Origin of the sequence: Sphingobium sp. BS19 (assembly GCF_027925545.1) — a bacterium.
In the GTDB taxonomy this organism is placed as follows: domain Bacteria; phylum Pseudomonadota; class Alphaproteobacteria; order Sphingomonadales; family Sphingomonadaceae; genus Sphingobium.
In genome coordinates, this window is the sequence record NZ_BSEF01000007.1 from 19,935 (window position 1) to 44,330 (window position 24,396).

The window sequence follows — 24,396 nt, forward strand, 5'->3', positions numbered from 1 at the left end:
GCTCGTGTTCGCCACAGCGGTTGCCGGGTTCATAATGGCAGTCACGCTGGTCATGGCGATGTTGCCCGACCAGGAGCGCTCGCAACCGGACATTGATCAGACCGCCACGCCCGCGCCACCAAAAGGGGATACCGGGCATTGCCGAACGACCACCGTCCCTGATGCAGAATGCGGGGCAACCTGGGAAGAGCGGCGGCAGCGCTTTTTCGGTGGGGAAGCGGCATCATGAACGACACGGGCGTCATCGATCAGTTTCTGTCGGTCTTCACCAGCTATATCGATAGCGGTTTTGGACTTCTGGGCGGGGAAGTCGGGTTTCTCTCTTCGACCCTCATCGCCATCGACGTCACCATCGCGGCACTGTTCTGGGCCTGGGGCGCGGACGAGGACATCCTGCAGCGGCTGGTCCGCAAGACGCTCTATATCGGCACATTTGCCTTTATCATCGGCAATTTCTCGAACCTCGCCACCATATTGTTCGAGAGCTTCGCAGGCCTCGGCCTACAGGCGTCAGGCAGTGGCATGGCGATTGGCGACTTCCTGAAACCGGGCTTCGTCGCTGCAACCGGACTCGATGCCGGTAAGCCTCTCCTTGACGCTACGGCCGACCTGCTGGGCCCGGTCGGACTCTTCACCAATTTCGTCCAGATCGCGATCCTCCTTATCGCCTGGCTGATCGTCGTGCTCGCCTTCTTCATTCTCTCGATCCAGGTCTTCGTGACCATTATCGAGTTCAAGCTCGTGACACTGGCAGGCTTCGTCCTGCTCCCCTTCGCCTTTTTCGGCCGAACAGCCTTCATGGCGGAGCGCGTGCTGGGCCATGTCATTTCATCCGGCATCAAGCTTCTTGTCCTGGCTGTGATCACCGGGATCGGAACCACCCTGTTCGCACGTTTCACGAGTGCTGGCCTTGGCGCCGAGCCCACGCTCGAAGAGGTGATGGCCATCGCGCTGGCGGCGTTGACTCTACTGGGCCTTGGCATCTTCGGCCCGGGCCTCGCGAATGGCATCGTGTCGGGTGGACCGCAACTCGGCGCCGGCAGCGCCGCAGGCACGGCGGTAGCCGCAGGCGCCACGCTCGCCGGCGGCGTCGCGGGCGCACATCTGCCAGCTGGCGCCGCCGGCAACGCCTTGTCAGGCGCAGCGGCGGGCGGGGCGAGAGCCGCTGGCGCCGCTGCACAGGCTTATTCCGCTGGCGCATCCGGGAAATCGGGGATGGCTGCCGTTGCCGCTGGCACCGCCGAAGTCGCACGAAGCGCGGCCGCCACTATGTCCTCGCCGTTGCGGGCCAAGGCCAGCAGCATCCAGAAGAATTTTGCTGAAGGGCGCGGGGAACAAGGACGCGAGGCGGGGTCCCCCTCCCCCGAACACAGCGGCGCACTACCCTGGGCAGCCGCGATGAAACGCCGCCAGATGATGAGCCAAAGTACCGCTATCGCCAGCCAGACGCTCAAAAGTGGGGACAGCCACGGCGGTGGCGGCGGCCCCGACATCACTGACAGGAGCTGACCGATGTTCAACCGTTCTTCTACACATTATGGGAAATCGCCTGAACCCGTTACACCCTATCAGCGCGCCGCGCAGGTCTGGGATGACCGGATCGGATCAGCGCGGGTGCAAGCCCATAGCTGGCGGCTCGCCTTCTTCGGTAGCCTTGCCCTTTCGGCAGGGCTTACGGCAGGCCTGCTCTGGCAATCTATGCGGGGGACGATCACGCCTTGGGTCGTGGAGGTCGACAAGCTCGGCCAGACCCAGGCCGTCGCCCCGGCAACGCCCGACTATCGGCCGACGGATCCCCAGATCGCATTCCACCTCGCGCGGTTTATCGAAGAAATACGCAGCATCCCGACCGATCCCATCGTGCTGCGGCAAAACTGGCTTCGCGCCTATGACTTCACAACCGACAAGGGCGCCCTGGTGCTCAGCGACTATGCCAGGGCCAACGATCCGTTCGCAAAAGTCGGCAAGACCCAGATCGCCGTTGATGTCTCCAGCGTCATACGCGCCTCAAATGACAGCTTTCGGGTGAGCTGGGCAGAGCGCCGGTATGAGCAAGGCGCGCTTGTCGAGACGACCCGCTGGTCGGCGATCCTCACCATCGCTGTCCAGTCGCCACGTTCGGAAGAGCAGGTCACCAAGAACCCGCTCGGTATTTTCGTCAACGCTCTCAACTGGTCGAAGGAGTTCAGCCAATGACATCTACTCGCCCATCGTTTCTGGGTCTCGCCCTTACGCCGCTGCTGGCGTTGTCCTCAACTGCGTCCGCGCAGAAAATCGATCATAGCGGCGACCCGGATATGATTGCCGCGACGTCTTCCGTGCCAGCTGGCACGGCGCGGATCTTCCCGGTACCCGTTCCGCTTCCTCTCCCGGGGCAACTCAAGCCTTTGCCGCAGTTACGCGCGGACCCAGCCACAGTGGATCCGCAAAGCCGGGTGAGACGGGCCAATGCAGCGGCACGCATCCAGCCCGGCAAGGGTGGTTATCTGAATGCGATCCAGCGCTATCCTTATGCGGAAGGCGCACTGTATCAGCTCTATGCGAAGCCGGGGCAGATCACCGACATTGCGCTGCAGGAAGGAGAAGAGCTGGTCGGCGCGGGGCCGATCGCCGCGGGCGACACGGCGCGCTGGATCATTGGGGACACGGTGAGCGGCACGGGCGCAACACGCAAGGTGCATATCCTCGTCAAGCCTACCCAGGACGATATCGCTACCAACCTCGTCATCAATACCGACAGGCGCACCTATCATCTCGAACTGCACAGCACACCATCAACCTATATGGCATCTATCGCCTGGACTTATCCGCAGGACGCCCTGTTTGCCCTGCAAGGCATCGCTGAACGCGAGGCGCGCACGGTGCCAGCAGCCGGTGGCGTCGATCTGACCGCAATATATTTCAACTACCGGATCTCGGGAGACATGCCCGAGTGGCGTCCTGTGCGCGCCTTTGACGATGGTCGACAGGTCATGATTGAATTCCCTGCGGACGTCGGCGCTGGTGAAATGCCGCCGCTTTTCGTCAGCGGCGCAGGAGACACAGCGGAGCTCGTCAATTACCGGGTTCAAGGGCGCTATATGGTCGTCGACCGCCTGTTCACATCCGCTGAGCTGCGTCTGGGCGATAGGAAAAAACAAAAGGTCGTGCGTATCGATCGCGCCACACCGGAAAACCGGCGCCGGGGAAAGGCGTCATGAGCGATCCAAACCAAACAGGGCAGCCGTTGCCTGACAAGGAAGACGGACAGCCTGCTAGATCGCAGCTTCAGGATCCGCACAATATGGGCGGCACCGCCACGCCTGCGGATCCTTCGACAGATGTGCCATTTCGCTTGTCAGGCGAACCCCCGCGGATTGTTCGCCTGTCACGCAGGGGCATCGTCATTCTGGCTGCAACAGGATGTATCGGCATTGGCGGTATCGTGGTCTACGCCCTGCAACCCAAGGCAGGCAGGCTCGAACAGCTTCCCGTGTCGGAGGGGCGGACACGCGCTGAGAATATCACGTCAGCTCCAAATGACTATGCCAAGATTCCTCAACTGGGCGCACCTTTACCCGGTGATCTTGGACGACCGATCCTCGCCGCCCGGCAAAGACGCGAGACCGTTATTCCTGCCGGCTCCTCCCACGAACCGATTCGGACGGCTGCGCAATCGGCGGCGGAGCAAAAGGGCCTTGCACAAGTAGCCGCGAAAACCAGTAAGCTCTTTCTGGCCACGACACCCTCTTCGTCAGCGATCTCCGCCAGCGGCGGCTTTCTGGATCCCGACGGGCGAGCGACCATCCCATCGCTGCGCGATCCTGAAGCCTCCCCATCAAGCACGCTTGTTGCGGACAGACGCGACTTTCTCAAGTCGGGTAGGCCAGGCGAAGCGGCCAGTGCCCAAAGGATCATCTCCCCGGCGTCGCCTTACGTCGTTCAAGCCGGCACTTTCATTCCGGCCGCGCTGATCACCGGCATCCGCTCCGATCTTCCTGGACACATCACAGCCCAGGTCGTCGAGAATGTCTATGACAGTCCTACCGGCCGGATCCTCCTAATACCACAGGGGGCCAAGCTCATCGGCAAATATGACAGCGAGATTGCAGCCGGTCAGCGCCGCGTGCTGTTCGCCTGGGATCGCCTCCTCTTTCCAGATGGCGCCTCTATTCTCCTGGATCGTGCTCCGGGAACGGATGCCGCCGGTATGTCAGGCCTGCAGGATGGCATCAATCATCACTGGACCGGCATGCTGGGCGCCGCGCTGATCTCGACATTGCTCGGCGTGGGAACGGAACTGGCTACCGACAACGACGACACACTCATTCAGGCGTTACGCTACGGCACGCAGGGTACGATCAATCAAGCCGGGCAACAACTGGTCCAGCGGCAGATGGCCATCCCGCCGACACTCACCATACGGCCGGGTCATTCGCTCCGTGTGATGGTCACGCGCGACCTTGTACTGCATCCATGGGAAAGGAAGGACTAAATGGCCAAGCTGAAACTGGGGCCGATCGAAGACGATAAGCCAGTCAAGGTGACGATCGAACTGCCTGCGCTCGTGCATCGCGACCTTATTGCCTACGCCCGAGCGCATGCGGCTGACACGGGTCTCGCGCAGCCGCTGGCGGTGGAACGTCTGATAAGTCCGATGCTGGAACGCTTCATAGCGAGTGATCGCGGCTTCAAACGCAGCGCGTGAGGCGATGAGCCTGATAGGCATCAATGTGGGGGCGATTATCCTTGTCTCGATCATGGCCGAACAGCACTGTTGCGCCTTCTGCGGCATCGCTCGTAGACGTGACCGGGTGACTGCCGCGTATGTCCAGGCTTACTAGCTAAAGGCAGCAGTGCGCGCGCCCAACGCTCGCTCTCACTGCTCGGTCACGATTATTAAAAGCGCAAGTATTAGATCAGATGCGATCCAAGTTTATAATCTGATTATAAAATGGAAGATCGATGAAGACTATGAAAACTTCCAGTTTGCGACATGGAGTCGCAATCTGGAAGGAGAAATACTATGGAACGCGAAGAACATCAGCAAGACCTCGTTGACCTGGGCGATGCCCTGGACCTCACGCGCGGCGTGGCGCTGATTGGTGCCGACGATGGCAATGGCTCGCTACGGAAGGGCAATGGCATTTCCGACGACGACTGACGGAACGGGAGCACGTCACCCCAAGGGGTGGTGTGCTCCCACCACCCCTCGAGCGGGAGTTGTACATATGTATCGGCTCGCCCCCCATATTCACGCCTGCCTCGTGGGCGATACGCCTGTTCTGCTTGACACCGCGGAAGGGCAATATCGATTGGCGCGCGGCCTGACGGGGCGCCATCTCAGCGCGTTTCTCCATAATGAGGCGACCACCCGCATGTGCGAGACACTGGCTGCGGCAGGATTAGTTGTGCCGGCACCGCAGATCGACGATCGACAATCAGAGCCGGAAAAACCGCGCTATGCGCATCACCAGAATGTTCGTCTGAGCCAGGGCTGGGCATTACTCCCTTTTGCATTGATATTGCTAGTGATGGCGCGATCGCGGGTACGCCGACTGTCCCTCCAGCGCCTGTTGGAGACGCTTCATGACGAAGCGACCCGCCCGGCCAAGCTAAAGTTCGGGCGGATCAGCGAGGCGCGGATTGCGGCGGCCTTCTGCCTCGCACAACGCGTTTTGCCGCTCAGTGATCAGTGCCTCCCCAACAGCGTGGCGGCTTCGCGAATGCTGCGTCTGTTCGGCCATAAGCCAACGATCATCATCGGTGTGCGTCTTCCGATCGCTGCCCATTGCTGGGTCCAATGCCAACAGCGGCTGATTGGCGACTCGCCCGAAAATGTTGAGGGTTTTCAACCCATCCTCGCCATATGATGGCGCCTCGATTTGTCGCCTTTCTGGGCGCTGAAGAGACCAGTCCAGCGCATTCACATATGTTCGAAGGCATGTCCCGCATCGCTTTGGATGCACCTATAGAGCTGTGGGCGACCGACCATGTGCTGATGCTCGGTGACCAGGGCGCTATCATCGGCCATCTCTTCACGCGCTCGATACCGAGCGCAACTGTAACCGAACTTAATCCAGCGGAGGTCAATGCCGCTCTGGTCACGCGCGGACAAAGTCTGATCCGCGATTACTGGGGCGGTTATGTCGCGATATTCCGCGATCCCAAAGGGGATTTCGTGGTCGTGCGCGATCCGTCAGGGGCGCTACCGGCCTTCTGGCGGGATTTCGATGGGACGGTGGCGGTTGCCACACAGATCGGGGAGTACCCGTTTACCTTCGAGGACGGCGTTCGCATGGATGCAGACGGGCTGCTGGTGCATCTGTGGAACCCGCATTATGCCGGCGAGCAAACCTGCCTTGCGGGGGTAAGCGAGCTCCTGTCAGGTCAGCGATTGCAGGTGACATCCGCCAGCCGACGGACCGATGCCCTATGGAAACCCTGGTCTTTTCTGCCAAGCGATGGTGACATCGGGGTGCCGGAACCCGGCGATTTTCGCGGCATCATCCTGAATGCGATCAAAACCTGGGCCGACGCGTTTCCGGTCATCCTGTCGGGGATCTCAGGCGGACTGGATTCCTCGATCGTTACCTTCGGGATCGACCAGTCGCGCGCACAATTGCACGGCCTGCATATGAGTTGGGATGACCGAGAAGGTGATGAACGATCGTTCGCGCTAACGATGGCGAATGCGCTCGGATCGACACTGGACATCATCCCCTACGATCTCGGCATGATCGATATCGAACGCCCAATCGTAGCTTCCGTGGCGCGCCCCTTCACCGCCCATTATGCGCAGTGCACGGCGCTGGCGCAGGCCGCCGCCGCAAACCGGTTCGGCATCGACGCATTCTTCAATGGCGATGGCGGTGACAATGTCTTCTGTTTGATGTTGTCGATCGCCCCAATACTCGATCGCTTGCGCGCCCAACATAGCGTGAGGGCCCTCCTCAAGACAGCGGCAGATGTAGCGCGGCTAACTGGCGCCGACCTTCCTACGATCCTGCTGCACCTATGCCGGCGTCTGGGGCGCGATCCTCGCTCTCGTGCTACCAGCGGAGACCGCTCCTTTCTTGATCCTGCATGGCTTAAAGCCGCGATCGAAACGAGCAGGCGCCATTTCTGGTACGATCAACCCGACGGCATATCGCAGGGTAAGGCTGCGCATATTCGGGCGATTTGCCGGGCGATGGGTAACGACGGCTTTCACGATCGCCGATTTCATCCCCCATCGATTTCTCCGCTCCTGGCGCAACCGGTCATGGAGCAATGCCTCAAGATTCCGACCTGGACCTGGGTTGAAAGCGGCACCGACCGCGCAATGGCGCGCCGCGCATTCGAACATGATCTTCCCCCTTCGATCATCGGGCGTCGAACAAAAGGCGGCCCATCAGGCTTTCTCGATCGCTTCTTCTGGGAAAACGAAGGCCGGATAATCGCCTATCTGCGCACTGGGATCTTGGCCGAACGTGGAATCCTCACCGATCTGCCAGAGTCAACGTCCTCCGGCAGAATAGGACCATATGATAGATCGCACGCGCGGCGGCTGCTGGGTCTTACTGGCGCGGAGAGTTGGGCGCGCCAGTGGACGAGCTAGGGATCTTCAGTCGGGCATCAGTGCACGCATGGCCTCCCAGCGTTCGCGGCGATTCCCGTCGAGACCAGATGGTGGTGGAATATCCTTCAGCCAGTAATCGAACCACTGCACATTCTCTGTCATCGCAGCCAGTCGGTTGGATGGGATGTGGAAGAAGTGCGTTTCGTCCGATGCGATCGTCTCACCGGGATAGAGGGAGAGTTCCGCTGCAACATTCGCGGCGCGCAGAGCCTGATGGAAGTCGATCGCTGTTTCATGCGGTTCGGCTATTTGCTGCAGCACCGGCGCCCGCGCAAAACGGGCGCGATAAGAGGGCGCGAAAGCAGTATAGTTGGCCGAGGCCGCCGGATCTCCGGGAGGACCGCCAAATATCGCCTTGTAGGCGCATCGATGCGTGCGATAGGCCGCTGGCTCGAGAAAACCCCCGTCACCGCTCGATGCGGCCTTGAACAGCTTGGTCTGTGTCACCGCCACGTTGGCGATCTGCGATCCATAACTATACCCCGCAATACCAACATGATCTGCATCGATGACTCCGTCCGAGTTGAGCGCGTCGATAATACTCCGGAAGCTCTCGATCTGGTTGAACCATCCGAGACGCTGGATCTGCGCAGGCGAGGTTTCGCCGCCGCACATGTTACGATCTGCATCTGCCTTCTTCAGCAATGCGCTTTGCGAGGCGTGCGGCTCGTTCGCGAGTATAACGACATAGCCCCGCTCAGCGAACAACTGGACGGGATAATCCCATTGAAGGTCGAGCGCGCCGAACCGGTCATCGGCATCGGTGCTATGAGTGACAAGGATGGCAGGATAGCGGCGTCCCGTCCTATATTCCCGCGGAAATATAATGCGGTTGCGGGCCAGAAAGCCGAAGGCGTTGACCAGATCGCGCACTTCAGTTTTGAGAGGCGTAATCTGCTCATGGCGGGAGGACAGCGACTGGAGTGCCGATATTTTGCCATCGCCCGTCCTAACTCGGACGAACGCCGGAGCCCGCGCAATCCCTTCCCATATGCACACCCCCTCAGCAACTGATGGCGCGAAGCTGCAATGGGTAAGGCTTTCCGGCACTTCTATCCGCTTGATCCCCCCGTTTCGTTCAATCCGCACAAGGCCATATCTGCCCTCGAGTGGATAACGTACGGCGACGAGCGCAAAATCTCGATTCGGGGACAGCCAGTGTCCAGGAGATCGCCGGTCCGACAATGTTGCATTAAAAGCGCCAAAGTCGCGGGTCTTGCCGCCAGGTTGACGTTCCTTTAGCCGCGCTGCAACCCCCTCGCCTTCGACAAAGAGGTTCCCGCCCCCGGGTCCTGCAATGGCGTCTGAAAACAGCGTAGGTTCGTCATCCAAACGACGGGGCGTCTTGTCGCCGAAGTGCCATCGATAGCGCGCCACGTGAGGTGTGTTCAGATCATCTGTCTGGAGGGAGAAGTCGAGCGCATCGGAATGCCAAGCGGGCATCCCGCCCAGGAAGCGACCCACTCTGTCGGACGGTGGCACATCCGCAAGCCCGATCGGCGCCTTGCCGCCTTCTTTTACGAAAAACCGTGCGGTAACAGCCGGACCTCGTCGACGAAAAAGCGTCAGGCGCGTGACGTCCTCATCGTGCCGAACCCCATCCTTTTCTGTACCCTGCCTCAATTGCGAGTAGAACAGGCGGCGACCGTCTGGCGACCAGTCGTAATACGCAATCCCGAAGCGGACGGGTCCGGTGAAGCCGTAGCCAAATTCGCCACCATCGACGGATCCCACCAAGACGGTCTCGGGATTGACGATGATGGAGGACATCTGCGCGGCTCCATCGACGCGATAGAGTTGGACCCCCGCGCCCTGATCGGCAAGGACGCTCCAGGCCTTTTGACCCGGGACAGTTTGTAGGCGTTCCATCCAGAGTGATCGGGACACCACCTTGTCCCCTCCCGATCGAAAATCAGTGATATGGAGCTCGAACTCGGTCCGATCCGCAGCTTGGTTGGCTACCCGAAGGATGTAAGCGATAGTGCGGCCGTCGGCGGCGAGGGCCGTGTCGGTCACATGCGGAATGGAGAGCACATCCTCCAGCGTCCATGGGTGGATGGGTTCGGGAGTGGCGCACGCCACCCCCGAACCGCATAGCAATATGGCCGGGGCGATACACCGCGCAAAAGTCTGCAACCGATCCAGCATCACCAGGTCCGCCGCAACTGCACCGCGATGAAGCGCCCGATCGGGGAGAAATTCGTGGTGTCGAAAGGTGAATCATAGCCTGATCCGGTGCGGATGACGGGCGGTTTGGCATTGAGCACGTTCTGGACGATCACGCCCAGTTCAAGTCCGTCCGAAGGCTTTACGAGGGCTGTGAAATCGAACGTTGCAAGGCCATCAATGCGGTAGGTGGTCGCGGTGCGACTATCGAGCAGGCTTGAACTCAGATTGGCGAAACCCGAGAGGGTCAGCCGCGGCGTGACATAGGAAAGCCCGGCCCGGCCCTTGAGTTTCGGCGGATTGAACAAGGTGCCAGAGAGATCCGTGACCGGCAGACCTTCGAGCAATTGTCTTTTGCTGTCGATCCAGTTACAGTCAAAACTTATATCGAAGGAGTCCTGATCCGGGTCGCCAATGCGGTAGCGCAGCGACAGGCTGATACCCTTATATTTCTCCCGCGCCACATTTCGGTCGCGACGGTCAAGGATCGCGACAACGGCCGTGGGATCATAGGGCGTTGTCGTTTCATTTTCGAGGCCCAGAGCGGCGCCCGCGATAGCTGTCTGCTGCTGCGCGATGGTCGGATTGAATGTGATGAGTCCGGCATATAGCGGGTTGTTCAGCGCGCCGACCGACGAAGTCAGCGGTTCGGCTACGCGATCGGTATAATCAAAATTGAAATAGTTGATGCTCCCGCTGAATTCAGGATGCGCAACTGGCTTGAACTCGGCTGACACAGTCCAGTTCTCGGATCGTTCTGCCTTCAGGCCAGGGTTAGATCCGGTCAAGATGATAATGGTCGAGCCAGCGGGGAATCCGGTGGCGCGACCTTCTGTAGGGCCAAGGCCGGCGTAGGATATGGAATAGCGTTGGTAGAGCGTGGGCAATCGGAAGGACCGCCCCCAACTGCCCTTGAGTGTCAACCCATGCACGGGCTCGTAAATGATGCCAAGCTTAGGCACGGCAACCGAGTCTGTACCGGAGTTGGCCTCGTATCGAAAAGCGCCAGTAAGGCGCAGAGAGCGACCCAAGGGCGATTGCTGTGCAGGCGATAACAGCGGCACGAGAAGTTCGGCATAGCCATATGCATTATCGGCGCTTCGGTCGAATGCATTGCTGGTGACATCATTTGTCCTCGTCGTCACTTTGATGGCGGTACGACGATAGCCGCCGCCCATAGCCATCTGAACGGAGCCAGCCGGCAAAGCCAACAGCGATCCATTCGCGCCCAGTTCGATTGACAGAGCTTCGTTGTCATATTGACGGTAACTCGGCGGGAACGGCATGCCATCATAAAAGATCTGGGAATTGGAACGGCTCTTGTCGACGCCGTATGAAGAGGTCAGCTGGGCTGTCCACGATGGGGTCAGCCTAACAGTCAGCGACGGAGCAACGAGCCAGGACTTCGTGTCCGCCCGCACAGCGGCACCCAGAACGCTGTGCGGGAGCCCGGTGAGGAAGCCGAGCAGCATATCCTGGCGACCGCGCTTGAAAAGCATGTCGACTTTGGCCGTGACACTCGCGCCCACATCTTGATGCGCGCTAACAAGCGCACTGTGTCGACCAAGGCGCGGATAGAGGTAAGAGTCCGACGCCATTTGACTCGTATAGGAGCGACTGGCGGCAGAAATCGCGGTGTTTGCCGAGTAATCGTAGACAGCAAGGACTCCGCCGCTCGCCCATTGATGGCCTCCGGTCAGACTATATTGCTGTTGGAAATTGCCGCCATCGGACGATGCGCCGAGCCGCCCCAGCGCGCTTATGCCTTCATAGTCCTGCTTCAGCACGACGTTGACCACGCCCGCGACAGCATCCGCGCCGTAGATGGCCGACGCACCGTCCGCGATAATCTCAATGCGGTCGACAGCGATAGCTGGGATGGCAGCGATATCGACTGCAGAGTTAAGCCCGGTATAGCTGAGCCTGTTCCCATTGAGGAGCGTGAGCGTAGCATTTGGACCAAGGCCCAGAAGATTGATTGATGAACTGCCATTGACGTTCACGTCACTCGCGCCTTGGCCTTGGCCGACGCCGGGGTTCTGGCCGCCGCCAAAATTGAGTGGCGAGCTTCTCAGCGCTTCGCCCAGGTCCGCTTGGCCTGCGCGCCGCATGTCATCTGCGGTAAAAACCCGCACCGGGGCGGCCGGCGGTGCACCCGTAATCCGCGTCCCGGTCACGATGATCCCGTCTGCTTGCTCGGCTGCTGCGGTGTCTTCAGGCGCTGAGCGGTCGCTGATGATCACCGCGTCATCGAGAAAGCGCGCACGAAGGCCGGAGCCTTTGAGCAGTTTCTCGATCGCCTCTCGCGCGCTTAGCGCGCCATTTAGCGCCGGCGCTTTCAACCCCGAGACGCGCGCGGCCGGCATGTAGATCTCCCAGCCAGCGCGCCTGGCCACGGTGCTGAGCGCATCGCTTAAATTCTGCTCGGGCAAGTCAAAGATGAAGGGTGCTTTATCTTGTGCCAAGCTTCCTGGGATCGTCACGGTCGTGGCAGCGCCTAACATCAGTCCGACGATTGCTTGAAATCTCTTCCCTGTCATATTTTCCCCCTTTTTTGCTCATCGGCCCGCCGGTCGGCAGGCTCTGGGGGGTTGTTGACGTTTGATTTCGATCGACCTTAGTCGATCTTTGAATTTTTTATCGCCGCTGGAGATGAATGCCGCTTGAGCTGCGGCTTAGCGCGAGATCAAACAGGTCCGCGATGCGGGCAGAAAAGCGGTCTGCCTGGGTCAAGCGAAAGCGTCCTGACACCAGCAGGTCGCCCAATGCCGGGTCGTCCAGCACGATAGGCGGTCGCGCATAACGGTTTGCGTCCGCGATCAGGATGCGAAGCGGGATAGCCTCATATTCCGTCCAGCCCTGAGGCCAGTCGCGGCGATCAACACCATCGCGTAGCCCCGCCACGGGGCGAAAATTGCCAGCAGAGTAGACAATAGTCTGTCCAGCCTGGGCATGATGCGAGTAAGATCGGATAACCGCCGGCCGCAACAGCCGTCTGAGTTCGATCTGGCCGGACAGGACTGCAATCTCGATACGACCATCACTTTTTCGGCCAATGTCGAAACGCGCAGCCCGAGTCAGCAACTCACCCTGTCCGGCTTCAACGATAAATGGTCGACCATCGGACCTGACTGCTATGCGCGCCCTGCCCTGCTGGAACCGCAGCCGGCGTTCATTCCCTTTGATTGACACGGTGAGTCGGCTGCTTGCGTCCATAGTAACCTTGGAGCCATCGGCGAGATCGAATGTGTCAATTTGGCCCGGCAATGTCTTCAACACTGGCGCATTGTCGGACAGCTGTCTGTCGCCTTGCATCGGCGGGACGGACATGAAGCTGACGCCAATAGCAACGATAGTAATGATCGCAGCGGCTATGGCTGCGCGTGCCAACAGATTTCGCGGCCTGAATGCCCGGCGTCGGCCATGGCGACTGGATGTTTTAAGTATGATGGAGCTGTCGAAATGCCGCTTGGCCCAAGCATAGGCGCGGCGATGTTCGGCGGACTCGCGCAGCCAAGCCTTCAGTGCGGCAGGTTCCTGGTCCCCGCCGCCCAGACGCACCAGCCAGGCCACTGCTTCGTCTTCGATGGCTTCGCGCCGCTGTTCGTTTTCGCCGCCCGCATCTGTCATCGTGCCGCATCCACATGCCGGCCTATATGCGCGATCGCCTTGATCATGTGATATTCCACTGTAGCGATGCTGATCCCCAAGCGGTCATGAATTTCGCGATAACTCAAGTCATCGACCCGATGCATCAAGAAGACGCGGCGGGTCTTTTCAGGCAAGGTCTCGACGGCACTTTCATACAGGCGAAGCAAGTCGGCCGCCTCGAGGTTCCAGCTCTGCTGGGGCAGCGAGACCAGGTCTCGCTGTTCATCTATCGGAAAAAAGACGACGTTATCGCGCTTCTGTCGGCGCGCTCGATCAATGAGCAAGTTGCGCGCAATCCGCCTTATGAAGGCGGCTGGGTTGATCAGGCGCGACGCCTGATCGCTACTCGCCGCCCGCATGAACACCTCCTGGACCAGGTCAGCTGCGGCCTCATTACCTGCTCGTCTGCCCAAATATTGCAGAAGGCTGGCACGTTCAGTCTTGAACGCAACTTCAAGACCGAAGGCGGAAACCATCGGCTGCGGCGGCTCCACTGTGTCAGCAGGACTATTGTGGCAACCGGACGATGGGGATCTTGGCGGCCGGGGAGATGGACATCGCGTTCTGAAGGGAGGCACGTGGGGATCCAGGCACAGCAACGGCGGGCCGGATATTCCCGACCTTACGCCTTCCCACTGCTTTGCCGTCGTTCGACGCGATGGTTACGCGCCACATCCGATCCGGTCGCCGGTCCATCGCGGACCGACGCTCATAATGCCTGGCGGGTTTCAAGTTTGGCGAGCGCCAGAGGCCCGTCCTCAGCGAAAATGACAACCTTGCATCGGGAGCGCAAGACCCAAGTTGCTCATGGCTGCCGTTCCAAGAGACCTTCTAAAATAGTGCTATGCCGCCGTGGCAAGAGCCGTTCAGCAAGCGCACACGCCGGTGCCTCACGCGCCGTCCGCACCGAAAAGCAAGCCAGCTATTCGCTCCGAAGTGGCGTCTGCAGCGGACTGCAGGAGCTCGTCGATGTGGATATAGCCTTGTGTCACACCCCGCTTCCCATGGCCGAGAAGTGCCGCAATGGTAAGTTCCGAATATCCAAGATCGCCTGCGATACTCGCAAAGGTATGGCGAAACACATGGGGCGTAACGCCATCCAGCCGGGCGATTTGACATAGCCGGGCTACCAGGTCGGGCACTTGCTTGTAGTGGCTGTCGGTCCGGGCTGATGGAAAGAAGAAAGGACTACCGGACGTTTCGGGGTGTTCCATGAGGATCGCGAGGGCTCGACGACCGATAACTCTCACTTGTCCGTCGCTTTTGGTGTCAGGGAACGTGATGCATCCCCTATCATGATCTAGCCACTCTCGCCGGAGGCCCTGGGCCTCCATGAGCCTAAAGCCGGTCAACAAGATAAGAACGACTGCAGTAAGGCCACCAGGGTGGTCACCTTGAGCGGCTGCGGTTCTGATAGCCTGACCGATCGCGACAATTTCGGATGTGTTGAGCCGCCTTGTGCGCTGCTTGGAACCTATCCGACGCACGCCACGTGCGGGATTCGCTTCGATCTTGCCTAGCCTTACTGCATGTTCGAGTATCGAATGAAGGGTAGAAATCGAACGTGACGCCGCTCCTGCGCCGCCAATCGTATCCCGGCCTCGACCACTGCCTTTTGTTGATGCCGATTTGCCTGAAGCAATGTCGGCCTGCATTTCTGCGATCATGGGTGCACTTAGCGAACGCACCTTCTTGTTACCGACGAGCGGCTTAATATGTCGTTCGATACGGCTACGGTCCATGCGAAGTGTGGACGCCTTAATAGGGCGACGTCGGCTACCAAGTAAGCGTCCGCTCTCAGCCTCCTGAAGATACCAATCGCAGATTTCCGCTACTGTCGGTGCCCCGCGCGCATTGTTGCGATCGACAACTGGATCACCGCCTCGAGCAACAACACCTAATTTTACACGTGCTTCGGACCTAGCTTGTTCGACAGTCAAAACGCCATAGCGGCCAAGAACCATTCGCCTGCTTTGGCCATCGGCATTCCGGTACTGGAGCAGGAAGGCTTTCAATCCAGATGGTAACACCCTCACCCCGAACCCGCGCAACTCGGCATCCCACAGGTATTTTTGACCTGACTTTGGAGGCGCAAGGCTATCCACTTTGGCCTTAGTAATCTTTGACATTATGCGCCTCCTCCCCAGATATTGCTGACAATATCACCTATGCTCCAGTTTGTCAGCATATTGTCAGCAAATAGGGGCGAAATCTGGGCTACCATAGCGCAGTCCAGCGTAGTCAGTATCTCACAATATCGTTTGTTTTTAGTGATATAAAGTATATTGGGGTAAGCCGTCGTAGGTTAACAGTTATTTTGGTAAGGCTGAGGTCGGGAGTTCAATCCTCCCCGGCAGCACCATTTTCCCCTTGTTCAAATAGTATAGTTCAACGCTCCCAAGTCCAAGCGGCACGGCTATTCTGACGACGCCGCGCTCGGACGCAAATACGCAAACATATGTGCCACATAGTCGGCCTTGCCGAGATCGATCCCTTGTGCACGCAGGATCGCGTAAGCCGTCATCACATGAAAATAGAACTGTGGCAGCGCCCAGTCGCGCACATATTGCTCAGCCGTGAGATCGAACGTCATGCCTTGGGGCAATGTATGTGCAATCGTTGCCGTCGGTGCCAAATCGGATGCGTCTGCCGCTGCGGACTCTACTATGCGGATGGTTTCGGCGATCCTTGCGCGAGCATCGTCCATGGAACCCGGTCGTTCGTCGGCGTTGCGCCCCGCATCGAGCAGCACGTCGATTGACGCGGGAAAGGCCTCCTGCCGCAGTCTAAAGATACCCTCCTGCGCCTGAACGCATGCGAAGCAAATTTGAGTCGACAGCGGAAACATGTCTGCTGCGAGGCGTGCGGTCAGGAGTGGCTTCATCTCATTTTCCGGTATCGCGGTTTCGGCTTTTTCAAGCCACGCCGAAAGCGCCCGCAGCATTTGTACGTATGTCGGGACGAGAATATCTTGGAGTTTCATACTGGCGCTTCCTTGGCAATCGGACATGCAAAAACAAAACTACTGCCGAGACATCCCGGCCCATTAGTCATTGATGCAGCACGAGCTTTTTTGTTTCGCTTGGCGCTGGAGTTGCCACCAACGTCGACCCCCAACAAATTATGCTTCGGTATATTGCGATTCATTCCCAATAGCGTTATTCGCCCGTTTATTGAGATTAAATCGCAACAGGGGAACAATTATGTCTGTCACTCGCTCGATCGCTCTTTGCGGCGCGGCAATGATTGGCCTTTTCGCTACCGCAGCCCGCGCCGAAGAGCGGGTGCCCGAGGTCGCGGCCGAAACTGCGCCCGGCGGGGAAGAAGACCAGATCGTCGTTACAGCAGCCAATGCCGGAACTAAGACGGAAACCCCGCTCATCGAACTGCCCCAGCCGATCAAGGTCATCTCTGCCGAGCAATATCTCTCGCAGGGCGCGATCAGCATCAGCGACACCGTCAAATATGCTGCAGGCGTTCTCGCCGACCCCTATGGCCGTGACACACGTGTGGATGGGTTCAATGTGCGCGGCCTCAATGCCCTCCAGTTTCGAGACGGAATGCGCGACATCTTCTCTTATTATGCGAGTATCACGTCCGACCCGTATAATTTCGACCGCGTGGAGATCGTCCGCGGCCCAGCCTCGGTGCTGTTCGGTCAGGGATCGATCGGCGGTCTCATCAACCTGGTATCAAAGACGCCCGATTTCCAAACACGCGGCGAAGTCAGTCTCGTCTACGGCAGCTTCGATCGGAAGGAAGCCTTGGCCGACCTTAATCTGGCGCTGGCGGACAATCTGGCGATCCGTGCTGTCGGTCGCGTGCGGGATGCCGACACCTATGTCGACCATGTCCCCGACGACCGCGTGATGTTCGCTCCCTCGATCCGTTGGCAGCCGACGCCCGATACCGACATCGTGCTCACCGGACTCTATCAGAAGGATGAAACCGGCTCGACCTCACAATTCTTGCCGATTGTCGGCACCTTCCGTCCCAACCCCGCCAATCCCTCGGGCCGACTGGACCGATATACCTTTGTCGGCAAACCAGGGTGGGATCGTTACAATGGCCGCTCGCTTCAGGGCGGCGGTTCGGTGACCCACGACTTTTCCGACAGCATCCGGCTCAGCCTGAAGGCGCGCTATATCGACAGCGATCTGGAATATTTCACTCATTATGCTGACAGTTACACCAATCCTACCGACCCCTTCCTGGTCTATGCGGGGGCGGGCACTTATGGCCGGACCATTGGCCTGACCGCGGATGCCAGCGATGCCAGAATGAACGTCTTTTCGACCGACAATAACCTGCGCCTATCCTTCAACACCGGTGCGAATATTGAGCACAAGTTGTTGGTGGGCGTCGATTATAGCTGGAACAAGGTAGGCAAGCGCTACGCCGGCGGGTCCGAGACAGTCGATCTGTACGACATCGATGGCGATGCTTTGCGGACCTATGATCCCGGTGGTCCCTTCACCTACGCGTCGCAGAAACAGTTGGGCGTCTACGTACAGGACCAGATCCGGTTCTACGACCGCGTCTCCGTCGTGCTGGGCGCGCGCCGCGACCATGTCACCGGCTCATCGGGTCAGAAGGATAATGCCACCACCTTCCGCGCGGGGATAATCGGAGAAGTCGGAGCCGGATTGTCACCCTTCTTCAGCTATACGGAGAGCTTCCTCCTCGTTGCCGGCACTATTACCAACGCCGATGGCAGCTTTGGCAATCCCTACAAACCCCAGACAGGTACGCAGTTTGAGGCAGGGGTGAAGTGGCAGCCGGAACGCAACACACTCGTCACGGTCACCGCCTTCCACATCAAGGAACGTAACCGTGTGCGGTATCTGGCCAGCGGTGCGACGACGCAATCCGGCGAGTTAACGACCAAGGGTGTCGAGGTCGAAGCGAGCCACACCTTGCCGGGCAATTTCGAGCTGCTGGTCAACTACGGCTATAACAAGCTGCGTTCGGAAGTGAACACCGGTCTGGACTATATGCCGCGCCAGACGGCATCGATCTGGACCACCAAGACATTCGGGCTCGCGGATGGCGCGCAACTGCGTCTGGGTGCGGGAGCGGTACACAGCGGCAAAAGCAAATCGACCGGGCCGATAGACCCTTATGGTCTCAATCCGGCCATTCCCACAGGGACGCTTTACACAATTGTTACCCCGTCGCGTACCACCGTGGATGCATTGGCTGAAATCACATGGAGCAACTGGCGATTCGCGCTGAATGCCACCAACCTCCTCAACAACAGATATTACGCATCCTGCCTTGCCCGCGGCGATTGTTTCGCGGGCGCACCGCGCAATGTCATGGGTACTGTCGGCTATCGCTTCTGATCCGATGGGCACCAGCAAACCGGTATCTGGCTTCGCCGGATGCCGGTTTTCTACCTATCTCGCCCAAGGAAAAGCTAAATACGCTCGCCCGACAGACGCTGGCACAGCATGTCGAGCTGATCCAGAGTGGAGTAGCGCAAAGTAAGTGTGCCATTACCGCCAGTATTATGGGCAATCTCGACCTTCAGGCCGAGAATGTCGCCCAGATGCTGTTGCAAAGCCGTCAGGTCGGCATCCATGCCAGCGGGGTCATACTGCGTTTTGTAGGATGAACGTGCGTCGATATGCCCCGTCTTCGCCTTTCGAACGAGCTTCTCGGTATCGCGGACCGAAAGCCCCTTTTGTTCGATCGTACGGGCCAGTGTCTCGCAATCCGCCATTCCGATCAAAGCGCGCGCATGGCCCATCGTCAGGCGCTGTTCCATCACCGACGTTTGCACACTGGGCGGTAACTCCAGCAAGCGCATCAAATTGGCAACATGGCTACGCGATTTTCCTACAAGACGGCCGAGGGCTTCCTGGCTGTGGCCGAATTGTGCGATCAGCTTGCGATAGGCTTCGGCTTCTTCGATAGGGTTCAGGTCTTCACGCTGGATATTCTCGATCAGCGCAATTTCGAGTGTCTCGGCCTCATCAAAGTCGCGAACGATTGCCGGAATGCGGTGGAGTTGCGCTCGCTGTGCGGCCCGCCAGCGACGTTCCCCCGCTACGATCTGATAACCCGATCCCCGCGGACGCACGATAATCGGCTGTATGACACCCCGCTTGGCGATGCTGTCAGCCAATTCCTGTAACGCACCATCGTCGAAATGACGACGCGGCTGTTCTGGATGCGGCTGAATCAGCGCAATTTCAATGCTTTGTACAGACGATCCCTCACGTGGAGCCGAGGTAGTCGATTCTTCCTGCGCAGTGTCACCTAGCAAGGCGGAAAGCCCGCGTCCCAAGCCATGGGGCCGTTTCACAGTCTTAACGGGTACCTTTTGTGCGGTTTCCTCACTCACGCTGCAATCTCTTCCCTCTGCGGCAACCGACCGATCAATTCGCGTGCCAATTGCATATAGGCTTCCGACCCGGCGCAACGATAATCGTAGATCAGCGCTGGCATGCCGTGGCTAGGGGCTTCTGAAAGGCGGACATTCCGAGGAATGACCGTGTCGAACACCACATCGCCCAAGCATGCCCGGACATCATCTGCCACCTGATCGGTCAGCCGATTGCGGCGATCGTACATGGTGAGCGCCACGCCCATGATCGAAAGCCCCGGATTGAAACGGCCTCGAATGCGATCGACGGTCTGCAGTAACTGCGACAATCCTTCCAGAGCGAAAAATTCGCACTGAAGCGGCACCAGCAATGCATGAGCTGCCACCATAGCGTTGATTGTCAGCAGCCCCAAGGACGGCGGGCAATCGATCAGGCAGATATCCCACCGCCCCTGCTCGCCTTCACGAAGAGCCTTATCGAGCCGATGCGTCCGCTGTTCATAGTCGATCAATTCGATTTCAGCGCCTGATAGATCCTGTGTTGCCGGCATGATCTCAAGTTTCGGAACGCGCGTAGGAATAACCGCATCTTCCGCCGAACAATCCCCGATGAGCACGTCGTAGCTGGATCGGTTCCGCTCGGCTTGCGTAATACCCAGACCCGTCGATGCATTACCTTGCGGGTCCAGATCGATAAGAAGGGTGCGATGTCCCGTCGCTGCCAAAGCCGTTGCGACATTGATAGCCGTGGTGGTTTTACCCACCCCACCTTTTTGATTGGCGATCGCAATGCGCATCATCGACGGCCCTTTTTTCGTACCGACCGTGCGACCACAACGGCGCTGTCGGGATCGGTGACGCTGTGTTCCACGTGAAACGTACCATGCCATGACGGCGCAGCGTCTTCGATATCACTCTGCCAGCTTTTACCTTTGGGTAACAGCCAAAAGCTCTTCGCATCTGACAAATGATAAGCCGAGGCGAACAATTTAGGTAAAGGCGCAAATGCGCGGGCACTGATAACGGCGGCCGGTGTGCTGACAGTCAGAACTTCCGCTCTACCTCCAAACACCGAGGCATTGTCTATCCCAAGGCGGTCAATGACCGATTCCAGAAAATCGATCCGCTTGCGGCGCGACTCCACGAGGATGACGTCCCACCGCGACAGCAATGCGATCACAATCCCCGGCAATCCCGCCCCAGACCCTAGATCTATCCAAGGGCGTTGGCGTTCATTAGGTGTCGGGCCCAGAGGTAGCAGCTGCGCGGAGTCGACGATGTGCCGCGCCCACACATGGTCTCTCGTCGACTCAGCAATCAGATTCTGCCGAGACATCTCGTCCAGCAAAATAGCCACATACTCATTCAGCTTAATCCAGGTTTCACGTGAAACATCCAGATGAGTCAGCCAAGCGCGTGCTTCGTCTTCGGTCATGCCGCACGGCGCCTTACGTGAACCAGTATTGCGGCAAGAGCCGCGGGCGTTATTCCGCGTATCCGCCCCGCAGCGGCTAACGTCTCCGGTCGCGCGGCTTCGAGGCGCTCCTGCATTTCGCGGGACAACCCGCCGATCGCTCCGAAATCAAGGTGCGACGGTATCATGATAGATTCATTGGCACGCAGGTCGCGGACTTCTGCGGTTTGGCGCTCCAGATAGGGGGCATAATGGGCATCCTCCATAACCTCCCCCCGCAGGAGCGGATCAAACTGGCTCAGGTCCGGCAACAACCTATCGAGCACCGATGTAGGAACTTCGGGAAACCGCGCCCACTCAAACAGGGTACGGCGAACGCCATCCTGACGCACTGACGCACCGGCAGCGAGCATCGCGGATGCGGTAACCGGACGCTGCAGTGCGGACAATATCTCGACGCGATCTTTGCTCCGCTTTGCAAACCAATGCTGGCGGGCTGTCCCAATGAGCCCATGCGCCTCGCCGACCCCCGTCAACCGCGTAACGGCATTGTCGGCACGCAACTGCAACCTGTACTCCGCGCGCGCCGTCAACATGCGATAAGGTTCGGTAACGCCCTGCAACACAAGGTCGTCAACCATGACGCCAATGTAACTGCTGGCCCGATCCAAAATCAGTGGAGCTTCATTCAGCGCGAGCGCTGCGGCATTGGCACCCGCTATCAACCCTTGGGCTGCAGCTTCTTCATATCCAGTCGTACCGTTGATCTGCCCCGCGCAGAACAAGCCAGGTAATGCACGGACGGCCAATCGGGAATCCAATGCCCGCGGATCGATATAGTCATACTCCACCGCATAGCCAGGAACGACGATCTTCGCCCGCCCCAACCCCGCCATCGACTGCACCATCGCAATCTGGATGTCCGTCGGCAGGGATGTGCTGATCCCATTGGGATAGACCAAAGCATCGTCTAACCCTTCCGGCTCCAAAAATACCTGATGCCCATCGCGGTCGCCAAAACGGAAAATCTTGTCTTCGATGGACGGGCAATAGCGTGGCCCCTGCCCGGCTATCGCACCACTGAATAACGGAGAGCGATCAAGCCCACTGCGAATGATATCGTGCGTTCGCGAATTGGTGCGCGTTATCCCGCAGAATGTCTGCGGCAAGGGTCTGCCCGTCGACATGGGTGACATAGTCCATGGCTCCGGATCGGAAGACTGTTCTTCCAATGCGGCCCAATCAATCGTGCGACCATCGATCCGTGGCGGTGTTCCCGTCTTCAATCGCGCAATCGGCAACCCTATATCGCGCAATTGGCGCCCCATTTCGGTCGCGGCACGTTCGCCTGTGCGGCCGCCTATGCTGCGCTCCTCACCCCGAAACATCGTCCCGCCAAGGAAGGTGCCCGTTGCAAGAACGATTGCGCGTGTCGAGATAATGCTGTCATCGGCCAGCCGCAGCCCCGCCACTTCACCGTGCATAAGATCAATAGCGGTGGCTTCGCCCTCAACGATATCCAGCGTGCTATGCGCAGCCAATGCCGTCTGGATGGCGCTCCGGTATCGCCTGCGATCAGCTTGGATACGTGGCCCCTGAACTGCCGCACCCTTGCTGGCGTTCAACATGCGATAGTGAATTGCGGCCGCGTCAGCAGCTCGGGCGATCAGGCCATCCAGTGCATCGACTTCACGGACTAGATGCCCCTTGCCCAATCCGCCAATGGCTGGATTGCACGACATGGCCCCGACCGTGGCTTTATCGAATGTCACCAACGCAACGCGCGCACCCTTTCGGGACGCGGCGGCCGCAGCCTCGCAACCGGCATGGCCACCGCCTACCACGATCACATCATATTCGATTTCGCGCATTCATCGCCCATAGAACGTAACGCGCTTCCGGTCAAAATTACTGGAGATGTTTCACGTGAAACACCGCTTCACTTTCCGATGCAGAAGTTTCCAAAGAGGGCATCGAGCATATCCTCCGTTCCTGATCGGCCGGTTAGCGCGTCGATGGACTGCCGTGCACGGCGTAAACACTCGGCAACGATGAGCATGTCATGCACATGATGCGCTTGATCCAATTCGACAGCCAATAGGTCGAGAGCTTCTCGCTGGCGGGCATGCAGCGCATATTCTCCCTCTCGCGGTAACAGCCGCGCGGCTCGACCGACGATCATTTCGACAAGAGCGCTTAGCCCCTCGCCACCCTTCGCAGATACCGCGATGTCGGCCCCTTCAGGCATATTCCAATCCGGTCGATCCGATTGCGCTGCGATCTTTATCGCGTTGGAGGTGGGAGCATCTTCGGTCCTCCCCAGCCATAAAAGAATGTCTGCAGCTTCAATCGCGTCTTGCGCACGAGACATGCCGATTACCTCAATCGCGTCATCCGCCTCATCCCGCAATCCGGCCGTATCGGTCAGCAGAAATGCAACGCCGTTGAGCGCCACGGGTACATCTATCCGGTCGCGGGTGGTCCCGGCTATATCGGAAACGATGGCCGCATCTCGCCCCACCAAAGCATTCAGCAGCGTCGATTTACCTGCATTGGGCGGGCCGGCGATCACCACGCCAATGCCGTCGCGCAGTCGTTCGGCCGTCGGACGTTGACGTTCTACCATAACGGCCTCGACTAGCGCTTCGATTTCTTGAGCAATGTCCTTCTCTATTCCCTCCCCCGGTACATCGTCCTCGTCAGAAAAATCGAGCGCAGCTTCCGCCATCGCGGATAGGCGAAGTAGTTCGCTCTGCCACGACGTGACCAGTCGAGAAAAATGCCCTTGAGCCATCGCCATGGCGGCACGGCGCTGCCCCTCAGTCTCGGCCAACAGAAGATCGGCCAGCCCCTCGGCTTCGTTCAAATCGATCCGTCCGTTTTCAAATGCGCGTCTCGTGAACTCTCCAGGTTCGGCCATCCGGCATTCTGGCTGTCGGCTTAGCACGCGCAAAAGGGCTGCCGTCACGCCGCGCCCGCCATGGCAGTGTATTTCGCCCAAATCTTCACCCGTCGCAGTGGCCGGACCAGGAAACCACAGGAGCAACGCGGAATCGAGTGGATCGCCATCCTCAGGATCGCACAAAGTGGCCAATGTTGCATGGCGCGGTTTGGGCAAGCGCCCTGCCAGACGCTCAAGCACCGCCCCCGCTTGCGGTCCGCTGATACGGATCACTCCAATAGCTGCGGGAGGCTGTCCACTGGACAGTGCGAAAATCGTATCGGCCATCACGC

21 protein-coding genes are annotated in these 24,396 nt (G+C 59.0%); 10 read left to right on the forward strand and 11 right to left on the reverse strand.

All coding sequences use genetic code 11. The features are described from left to right. Positions 1-4 precede the first annotated feature (4 nt). The 9 genes from trbK-alt to QMG56_RS09450 all read left to right on the forward strand — a co-directional run bounded on the left by trbK-alt (position 5) and on the right by QMG56_RS09450 (position 7,579). Positions 5-229, forward strand: a complete 225-nt coding sequence (gene trbK-alt / locus QMG56_RS09410) for a putative entry exclusion protein TrbK-alt (RefSeq protein ID WP_281822295.1) — start codon at positions 5-7, stop codon at positions 227-229. Further along, positions 226-1,509 carry a P-type conjugative transfer protein TrbL gene (gene trbL / locus QMG56_RS09415; RefSeq protein WP_281822296.1) on the forward strand — a complete coding sequence of 428 codons (1,284 nt, stop codon included), beginning with the start codon at positions 226-228 and terminating at the stop codon, positions 1,507-1,509. The genes trbK-alt and trbL overlap by 4 nt, the downstream gene beginning before the upstream one ends. A gap of 3 nt (positions 1,510-1,512) precedes the next feature. Next, positions 1,513-2,196: a conjugal transfer protein TrbF gene (trbF, locus tag QMG56_RS09420; protein ID WP_281822297.1), complete on the forward strand. Its 684-nt coding sequence runs from the start codon at positions 1,513-1,515 to the stop codon at positions 2,194-2,196. After that, positions 2,193-3,200: a TrbG/VirB9 family P-type conjugative transfer protein gene (gene trbG, locus QMG56_RS09425; protein WP_375713670.1), complete on the forward strand. Its 1,008-nt coding sequence runs from the start codon at positions 2,193-2,195 to the stop codon at positions 3,198-3,200. The genes trbF and trbG overlap by 4 nt, the downstream gene beginning before the upstream one ends. After that, positions 3,197-4,474 (forward strand): TrbI/VirB10 family protein, encoded by a 1,278-nt coding sequence (locus tag QMG56_RS09430; protein ID WP_281822298.1) that lies wholly within the window; start codon positions 3,197-3,199, stop codon positions 4,472-4,474. The genes trbG and QMG56_RS09430 overlap by 4 nt, the downstream gene beginning before the upstream one ends. Beyond that, positions 4,475-4,687: a DUF2274 domain-containing protein gene (locus tag QMG56_RS09435; protein WP_281822299.1), complete on the forward strand. Its 213-nt coding sequence runs from the start codon at positions 4,475-4,477 to the stop codon at positions 4,685-4,687. A 318-nt stretch (positions 4,688-5,005) separates the two neighbouring features. Further along, the gene (locus tag QMG56_RS09440) at positions 5,006-5,143 is read left to right on the forward strand and encodes a benenodin family lasso peptide (protein WP_281822300.1); all 138 of its coding nucleotides are present in this window, start codon (positions 5,006-5,008) and stop codon (positions 5,141-5,143) included. A gap of 67 nt (positions 5,144-5,210) precedes the next feature. Beyond that, the gene (locus QMG56_RS09445) at positions 5,211-5,852 is read left to right on the forward strand and encodes a lasso peptide biosynthesis B2 protein (RefSeq protein WP_281822302.1); all 642 of its coding nucleotides are present in this window, start codon (positions 5,211-5,213) and stop codon (positions 5,850-5,852) included. Next, positions 5,849-7,579, forward strand: coding sequence for an asparagine synthase-related protein (locus QMG56_RS09450; protein WP_281822303.1), 1,731 nt, complete (start codon positions 5,849-5,851; stop codon positions 7,577-7,579). Before QMG56_RS09445 ends, QMG56_RS09450 begins: the two co-directional genes overlap by 4 nt. Positions 7,580-7,585: 6 nt before the next feature. Here the strand turns inward: QMG56_RS09450 and QMG56_RS09455 are convergent, their stop codons facing one another. The 6 genes from QMG56_RS09455 to QMG56_RS09480 all read right to left on the reverse strand — a co-directional run bounded on the left by QMG56_RS09455 (position 7,586) and on the right by QMG56_RS09480 (position 16,400). Beyond that, complete coding sequence (locus QMG56_RS09455) at positions 7,586-9,748, reverse strand: prolyl oligopeptidase family serine peptidase (RefSeq protein WP_281822304.1); 2,163 nt, start codon at positions 9,746-9,748, stop codon at positions 7,586-7,588. Next, positions 9,748-12,306: a TonB-dependent receptor gene (locus QMG56_RS09460; protein WP_281822305.1), complete on the reverse strand. Its 2,559-nt coding sequence runs from the start codon at positions 12,304-12,306 to the stop codon at positions 9,748-9,750. The genes QMG56_RS09455 and QMG56_RS09460 overlap by 1 nt, the downstream gene beginning before the upstream one ends. A 97-nt stretch (positions 12,307-12,403) precedes the next feature. Further along, positions 12,404-13,396, reverse strand: a complete 993-nt coding sequence (locus tag QMG56_RS09465) for a FecR domain-containing protein (RefSeq protein ID WP_281822306.1) — start codon at positions 13,394-13,396, stop codon at positions 12,404-12,406. Next, complete coding sequence (locus tag QMG56_RS09470) at positions 13,393-13,893, reverse strand: RNA polymerase sigma factor (RefSeq protein WP_281822307.1); 501 nt, start codon at positions 13,891-13,893, stop codon at positions 13,393-13,395. The genes QMG56_RS09465 and QMG56_RS09470 overlap by 4 nt, the downstream gene beginning before the upstream one ends. A 414-nt stretch (positions 13,894-14,307) precedes the next feature. Beyond that, complete coding sequence (locus tag QMG56_RS09475; RefSeq protein ID WP_281822308.1) at positions 14,308-15,546, reverse strand: site-specific integrase; 1,239 nt, start codon at positions 15,544-15,546, stop codon at positions 14,308-14,310. A gap of 287 nt (positions 15,547-15,833) precedes the next feature. Beyond that, entirely contained in the window at positions 15,834-16,400 is a 567-nt protein-coding gene (locus QMG56_RS09480; RefSeq protein ID WP_281822309.1) for a DUF1993 family protein, read from the reverse strand. A gap of 220 nt (positions 16,401-16,620) precedes the next feature. Between QMG56_RS09480 and QMG56_RS09485 the strand changes: the two genes are divergently transcribed. Beyond that, a complete protein-coding gene (locus tag QMG56_RS09485) occupies positions 16,621-18,762 on the forward strand; it encodes a TonB-dependent siderophore receptor (RefSeq protein WP_281822310.1) in 2,142 nt (713 codons plus the stop codon). A gap of 74 nt (positions 18,763-18,836) precedes the next feature. Here QMG56_RS09485 and QMG56_RS09490 read toward each other — a convergent pair whose 3' ends face one another. From QMG56_RS09490 to mnmE, 5 genes are all read right to left on the reverse strand, one after another. Then, entirely contained in the window at positions 18,837-19,766 is a 930-nt protein-coding gene (locus QMG56_RS09490; RefSeq protein ID WP_281822311.1) for a ParB/RepB/Spo0J family partition protein, read from the reverse strand. Beyond that, positions 19,763-20,548: a ParA family protein gene (locus QMG56_RS09495; RefSeq protein WP_281822313.1), complete on the reverse strand. Its 786-nt coding sequence runs from the start codon at positions 20,546-20,548 to the stop codon at positions 19,763-19,765. The genes QMG56_RS09490 and QMG56_RS09495 overlap by 4 nt, the downstream gene beginning before the upstream one ends. After that, entirely contained in the window at positions 20,545-21,183 is a 639-nt protein-coding gene (gene rsmG, locus QMG56_RS09500; protein WP_281822315.1) for a 16S rRNA (guanine(527)-N(7))-methyltransferase RsmG, read from the reverse strand. Before rsmG ends, QMG56_RS09495 begins: the two co-directional genes overlap by 4 nt. Next, a complete protein-coding gene (gene mnmG / locus QMG56_RS09505) occupies positions 21,180-23,033 on the reverse strand; it encodes a tRNA uridine-5-carboxymethylaminomethyl(34) synthesis enzyme MnmG (protein WP_281822316.1) in 1,854 nt (617 codons plus the stop codon). The genes rsmG and mnmG overlap by 4 nt, the downstream gene beginning before the upstream one ends. Positions 23,034-23,101: 68 nt before the next feature. Continuing rightward, positions 23,102-24,391, reverse strand: coding sequence for a tRNA uridine-5-carboxymethylaminomethyl(34) synthesis GTPase MnmE (gene mnmE, locus QMG56_RS09510; RefSeq protein ID WP_281822317.1), 1,290 nt, complete (start codon positions 24,389-24,391; stop codon positions 23,102-23,104). Positions 24,392-24,396 lie beyond the last annotated feature (5 nt).